Below are 6,032 nucleotides of genomic sequence, written 5' to 3' on the forward strand. Positions count from 1 at the left end.
TTTGTGGGTTTTGTGGGTTTTGTGGGTTTTGTGGGTTTTGTGGGTTTTGTGGGTTCTGACCCTCGCCGCCAGATCCGTCGTTGTCCTCAACGATGACGGTCGCGATGGATGGGTCGCCTACTTCATAGCCTGTTCTCTTCAACAGTTCCGCGCTTATCTCGCCATTCGGTTCCTCTACTTGATCATCTTCAGTATTGACTATTATTGTGGCGGTGGCCTGGTTGGCGCTGAAGTTGACTGTGTGAATGCCCACGTCCGGTGAGCCGCTGATGAAATCGCCGATCTGGCTGACGCGCACTTCTGCAATTAGTGGAGCCGTCGGGACAGGGTCCATTGTGATTCTGAATCTCTTGGTCTGACCTTCGATGATGGTTGGAGGATTCGTGTCAATTGTTCCGACTGGCATTCCACCCACGACTGCTGTCAATGCGCTTTCCAAATAGCATGTGCCGTTATTGAAGGTTACCCGAACTTTCAGTCGGTGACCATTATCGGCTGTTTGCACTGTGTACGTACTGCCCATCTCACCAGAGATGGGATTTGAACCCCGGTACCATTGATAGCCTGTCACACCGCTGAGGCCATGGGAGACTGTTAATGTTTGACCCACCTCGGGCGTACCGCTGATGGTTGGGGCTCCTGTCGGTTGCCAATTTGTGGGCTTATAAACCTCTATGGTCACCGAAGATGGGTCGCCCACTTTGTAAGCCGAATCCCCAGTACGTGATGCCTGTGGAATGTTATCTCCATAGTAGTAGGCATCAAAGAGAAAGGCTTCAATTTTGCGTCCCGGCGTGTGCCCACAGGTCTCTTCCTGCACGCGAAAAGAATACGATCTCTCCCCAGGTGGATGCCTGTTGTCCGACTGCCGATGAAGGATTTCCACCATCGGTTCCCAGTCGGTAATATCCGGCAGGTGTCCGCCCACCCGGAAATCCACCCGATGCCTGTAGTCGTGAGGTTCGGTGCGCTTCATTGTGAGCGTCACCCTGTCGCCTATTGCGACCCGCGTTTGGTTTGTGTGAAGCGTTACTACCGGAAGCGGAGCAACCGTCATCGGCGGATTCTCATCCGCATCCTCGTCAATCACCTGCACGGACGCGCTTCCATTTTCACCGATCGTGTAGCCTTTCCCTTCTTTTATATCTACGTGTACGTTGCCCCAGTTTTCGTCGTCCGGATTCTCGTCAAAATCTTCGGTTGGCACTGTCAGAGTGTATTGGCCAGAGGTGCCGACGGTGATTGTTGTAGGGCGGGTGTAGCTGTTGGGGATGGTATTGCCCGTCACTTCTATGTTTACTCTCAGGTTGCTGGTTGGGGCTGGTGTCACCGATATGATAAATGTGGCGCTTTTGCCTTCCATGATGCTGGTAGGGCTTGACTTAATTGTCACTTCCTGAGCGTCTGCCGCGATTGGCAGTGCCAGCATGAGGATGATGGCTGTCAGGCGGGTGCGGATGATGTGCGAGAAGATTTGTTCAATCTGTGAGAACATTTTTTTCGGTCCGTGAGGTTCTCATGAGGAAACTATGTTTCACGATTCTTCATCGCGGTCCAGATCAATGGCTACGGAGTTGATGCAATAGCGCAGGCCCGTGGGGGCGGGTCCGTCGTCGAAGATGTGGCCCAGGTGGGCGTCGCAGCGGGCGCAGGTGACTTCGATGCGGCGCATGCCAAAGCTCAAGTCTTCGTGCTGGTTGATGCGTTCGGGGTCAATGGCGTCAAAAAAGCTGGGCCATCCGCAGTGCGAGTCGAATTTCTGGTCTGAGCGGAAGAGTTCGGCATTGCAACATGCACAGCGATATACGCCTTCTTCACGGCAGTCCCAGTACATGCCGGTGAAGGCGCGTTCCGTGCCTTTTTGACGACAGACGTAGTATTGTTCGGGCGTGAGTTGTTCCCGCCATTCTCGGTCTGTTTTGGTGATTTTTTCGTCGTTCATTGGGGGGTAGATCCTTTTTTATCTGCTAATCCTTTTCAAGATGCGTTCGATAGCGCCGTCGGCAAGTGCCTGCATTTCTTCGTCGGTGCGATCCTGGATGGGATGGGCGACAAAGATGCGAGCGGGATTAAATCCCAGGGCGGTGGATTGGGCATCGGCTGCTTCTCGGAACGGCTCGGATGCGACAAAGACGGTGGGTATGCCGCGCGCTTCCAGGTTGGTCGTGTCGTGCACACTGCACGTTGTGCAGGACCCTCAATCGGCCAGGCCTTCGACGACGATATCGCATTCGGTGGCGATTTGTTGCTGGAGTTCGACAGGTGCCGGGCGCGTGAATGTGGGTTTGATGTAGCGGTTGACTTTGAGGTTGCGCTGTGTGAGATGCGTTTCGATGCGGTCGAGGAATACGTCGCCCCGGCTTTTGGATATGTCGAGAAGCCCGATGGTCAGTCCGTCGAGTGATTGCGGGCGTTTTACCCGTTCTCTCTGTGCTGGTTTTTGTTCGGATGTGGGGTCGAGCAATTTCATGGCGTGATCTCCTTTGTGATGGATTGGCTGCCTCCCCAACTGCTGATGAGGGCAGAGAATAAGCCCGCGTCTCCGCCTGCGCGGACGATGTGCAATGTGTTGTTGCGAAATTTGGGTATTGTTTCGTTGTCTTTTGTCCGTTGTTTTGAAATGCCTTCAGGGATGCCGCCCGCGCCTGAGAGCAGTTCTGCGACGGGGAGTTGGAGGTACTGATTTAGTGTGTCGCGGAATCGGGTTTTTGACCAGCCTGCGTCTGCATATCGGCGGGTGTGTTCTGGCGATATGACGAGTACGGGTGGCGGGCTATTTGCGTGTTTGGGATGGCCATCGGCTTTGAGGCAGGCGGCGAAGGATCGGCACAGGGCGTTGGGATCTCGGGATGCCTGATCCATGATGGGGGTGACGCCGCTGGCTGCAAAGAGCGAGACTGTGGATGCGTCGGGTGAGAATCCCCTTTCGACGGCGAGGGATTCCCAGGGGGAATCGTCTTCGCGTTCGGCAAAGCAGAAGGTGTATTTGCCCGGGTTGCCGAGCGTGGCGCGATCAATGCCTCCGGGGACGCCGCCGCCGATGTTGCGGATGACGAGTTGAAGGGCGCGTCCGATGGTCGCGTTGGCGCGGTTGCCCTGCCCGAGCGCATTGACCCGCGCGTTCATGCCGATTTCGCGTGTGATCGGTCCGTTGACGACGATCATGGGGCCTGCAAAGAATGTGGTGGCGAGCAGTCCGTGCATGCAAAAGGCCTCTGTGAGTGCGGTTTCAACCGCTGCGAGTACGACGGGGAGATATTCGGGTTTGCATCCGGCGAGGACAGCGTTGATGGCGACTTTTTCTACGGTGCATTTGTTGTAATTGGGGGGGACGATGCCCACCAATTCGTCGGGGGAGCGGGTCGTTCCCGATAGCATGCGCATGATGCGTTCTTCGGTGGGTGGCACAACGGGCAGGCCGTCGCTCCAGCTGCGCTCAAAACAGGTTTCTATTTCGTCTTCGAGAGCGCCGACTTCAATACGCCGGGCGGCGAGTTCGGTTTCGCCAAATTGGACGGCGAGTTTTTCAGCTATGCCCGGTTCGATGCTTTTTGATCCGCATCCCGGGCGCGATTCGGGCAGGTCTGCGCCGAGGGAACTGAGTTCTGATACGGATTCCCAATCGCCGCGATGCCATCCAACAGTTCGCGCCACTTCTCGGCCATTTTCAAAACGGAGCAGGGTCGGTACGGTTTCGATATTGAGGCGATACGAGTGTTCCAGACCGGTGTCGTCAATAAGGTTTGCAATCCCAGTGGGAAAATCGGGATTGTCCTGGGTGTAAACCGCGAGTGAATCGTCCCGCTTTCCAATTTGTCTAAGCACAGGTGCAATGAGGGTGCAGGTCGGGCAGTCCTGTTTCACCACGGCTATTAAGCTGTGTGTGCTCATCTATTTTTCCTTTTAAAATATTTTTTGCGTAGATTGTCGTAATTTACCGATGTTATGCCATTATCAGGTACGGCAAGACACAAAGAGTTCTGTTAGAAAGACAGTTATGCGCTGCAATTTGATGCCCGCCCCTTCACGCTTTTCAAGAGGGATTTCTTGCTACATAAGTACTTATCTGCAATATCTATGCCAATGTGAGGCTGTTCGGGCGATCACATTCACAAATAATTGTTTTTATTTAATGTATAATGACAAAAAAAGAAAAAATCAGGCAGAGGAGTTTTTACTATTAGACGATATAGCGTCTAATTTTTATGACCAATGGCCGATATACAGATCAATGGTCGAAATAAAAACTATGAGAGGGGATATAGGGGATATACAAGATATTGCGGGGAAATGAAGCAATGGACTGATAATGTAGAACATGTTGCGTTTTTAGGGAAGAAAAAAATGCAGGTTTTTCAAGCACAAAAAAAAGTGATCATATCTATAATAACCCGATACAATACATTCTTGACAAGTGCGCGATATATCATTACCCAAAATATGATATCACTGGATACTTGAACGCCACCTTATCACAATCTTATGGCATTTGCACAACCACAACCCGAACCTGCGCGTCCGCAGCGTATTACCTTCCGGTCCATTGTCCTGGGTGCGGCTACTGCGGCATTGCTCAATATTTACAGCGACTACACGGGCATGATTTTGGGATCAGCTTCGCTGGTTAAGTCGCAGTTGTCCATGGCTATGCTTTTGCCCTTTGTCGCGTGGCTCGTGATCAATCTCATTCTAAAGCTGGCATGGCCGCGCATGGCTTTACGGGGTACAGAACTTCTGGTTATTTACAGCATGTCGTGGATTGTGGGCACGGTTTCGGCAAGTGGGTGGACGACCTACTGGGGTGGTATTGTCAGTACGCCGTTTTATTACGCTTCGCCCGAAAATCGATGGGAAGAGGTCCTTTTTGACATTTTGCCGTGGTGGTGTTTGCCGCAGGCAGCGCCTGAGATTATTCGGACGTATTACGAGGGCCTTCCAGATGGCGCGAGTATTCCCTGGCGCGGATGGCTGGCTTCTCTGCACTGGTGGTTCGCCGTGTCTATTGCCCTTGTTGTTGCTGGGTTGTGCCTTGCGGTCATTTTTCAAAAGCAATGGGAGGAGAACGAGCGTCTCACTTTTCCGCTCGCGGCTTTTCCGATTGCACTGACCGAGGGCTTTGATGAACCCGGTCGCGTTATACCCGGTATTTTTCGGAATAAACTCTTCTGGGTGGGGTTTTTTATTGTTTTCGGTGTTTTTGTCTGGAATATTCTCGGTTATTTTGCCATCAGTTTGCCCCGAATTGGCATTTACGACGGTTATTTGACCAAAGAGGTGCCCATTGCGCGCAATTTTCCATCGTTCTATTTGCGTATTCTGCCCCCTGTTTTGGGCCTTACTTATATGTGTAATCTGGATATCCTCTTCAGTTTCTGGGCTTTTCGCCTTATCGCTATTGTCAAAGAAGGGGTGATGGCTCGCACGGGATTTAATGTGGGTCTTTCCGGGCAACAGGCAGAAGCGAGTGAGATTCTGATTCTGGAATCTCACGGTGCTTTTATTTTTCTGGCGGTGTGGGCGGTATGGGTCGCGCGAGGCCATTTGCGCGATGTTCTTCGCGCAGCCGTGACGGGAGAGGCTGATGACGGTCTGGTATCTTATCGTCTGGCATTGGTCGGGTTTATTGCGGCGACTATTTTTGTCTTTGGCTGGTTCATCGCGGTGGGTTTGTCTCCTTTTCTCGCTCTTTTTCACCTTTTACTGCTTTATGCAGCGTATTTTACTGTGGCGAAATACACCGCGGCGAGCGGTTTTTCTTATCTTTTTCCGGTTGGGGGCAAGGGGGGGCAAATTGTCGAGATTTTTACGGGGACTGCAACGCTCACGCAACAAAATACCGTTGCATTGGGCGTGATTAATTCGAGTGCATTTTTTGGCAATACGCGCATTCCCGCATGGCCCGCGTTGCCTCATCACCTCAAACTTTTGGGGAATGACGTCCGCCGCCGATGGGTTTTCTGGATCGTGCTGCTGGCTTTTGCCTCGGGGTTCTTCGGGTCTTGTCTTTTTATTGTCGATTTGCTGAGTGGTTT

General features: G+C 52.4%; 6 protein-coding genes. 1 reads left to right on the top strand and 5 read right to left on the bottom strand.

The window, feature by feature from the left end:
• From F4Y39_20400 to F4Y39_20420, 5 genes are all read right to left on the bottom strand, one after another.
• Positions 1–1,495, bottom strand: a 1,495-nt coding sequence (locus F4Y39_20400) for a hypothetical protein (GenBank protein ID MYC16093.1), incomplete at its 3' end; no start/stop codon positions are given.
• A 39-nt stretch (positions 1,496–1,534) separates the two neighbouring features.
• The gene (msrB, locus tag F4Y39_20405; protein MYC16094.1) at positions 1,535–1,942 is read right to left on the bottom strand and encodes a peptide-methionine (R)-S-oxide reductase MsrB; all 408 of its coding nucleotides are present in this window, start codon (positions 1,940–1,942) and stop codon (positions 1,535–1,537) included.
• Positions 1,943–1,960: 18 nt separating this feature from the next.
• Entirely contained in the window at positions 1,961–2,176 is a 216-nt protein-coding gene (locus tag F4Y39_20410) for a hypothetical protein (GenBank protein ID MYC16095.1), read from the bottom strand.
• Positions 2,177–2,197: 21 nt separating this feature from the next.
• Positions 2,198–2,470: a hypothetical protein gene (locus F4Y39_20415; protein ID MYC16096.1), complete on the bottom strand. Its 273-nt coding sequence runs from the start codon at positions 2,468–2,470 to the stop codon at positions 2,198–2,200.
• Entirely contained in the window at positions 2,467–3,891 is a 1,425-nt protein-coding gene (locus tag F4Y39_20420; GenBank protein MYC16097.1) for a thioredoxin family protein, read from the bottom strand. The genes F4Y39_20415 and F4Y39_20420 overlap by 4 nt, the downstream gene beginning before the upstream one ends.
• Before the next feature lie 591 nt (positions 3,892–4,482).
• On the opposite strand from F4Y39_20420, the gene F4Y39_20425 reads away from it, so the two are divergent.
• Positions 4,483–6,032: hypothetical protein (locus tag F4Y39_20425; GenBank protein ID MYC16098.1), on the top strand; the 1,550-nt coding region annotated here is incomplete at its 3' end.

It is taken from the genome of Gemmatimonadota bacterium (assembly GCA_009838845.1).
In the GTDB taxonomy this organism is placed as follows: domain Bacteria; phylum Latescibacterota; class UBA2968; order UBA2968; family UBA2968; genus VXRD01.

What these genes read in the sequence shown, in the direction of transcription:
- F4Y39_20420 (MYC16097.1), bottom strand. Translation starts at nt 3,891, where the DNA reads ATGAGCACACACAGCTTAATAGCCGTGGTGAAACAGGACTGCCCGACC.
- F4Y39_20415 (MYC16096.1), bottom strand. Translation starts at nt 2,470, where the DNA reads ATGAAATTGCTCGACCCCACATCCGAACAAAAACCAGCACAGAGAGAA.
- msrB (MYC16094.1), bottom strand. Translation starts at nt 1,942, where the DNA reads ATGAACGACGAAAAAATCACCAAAACAGACCGAGAATGGCGGGAACAA.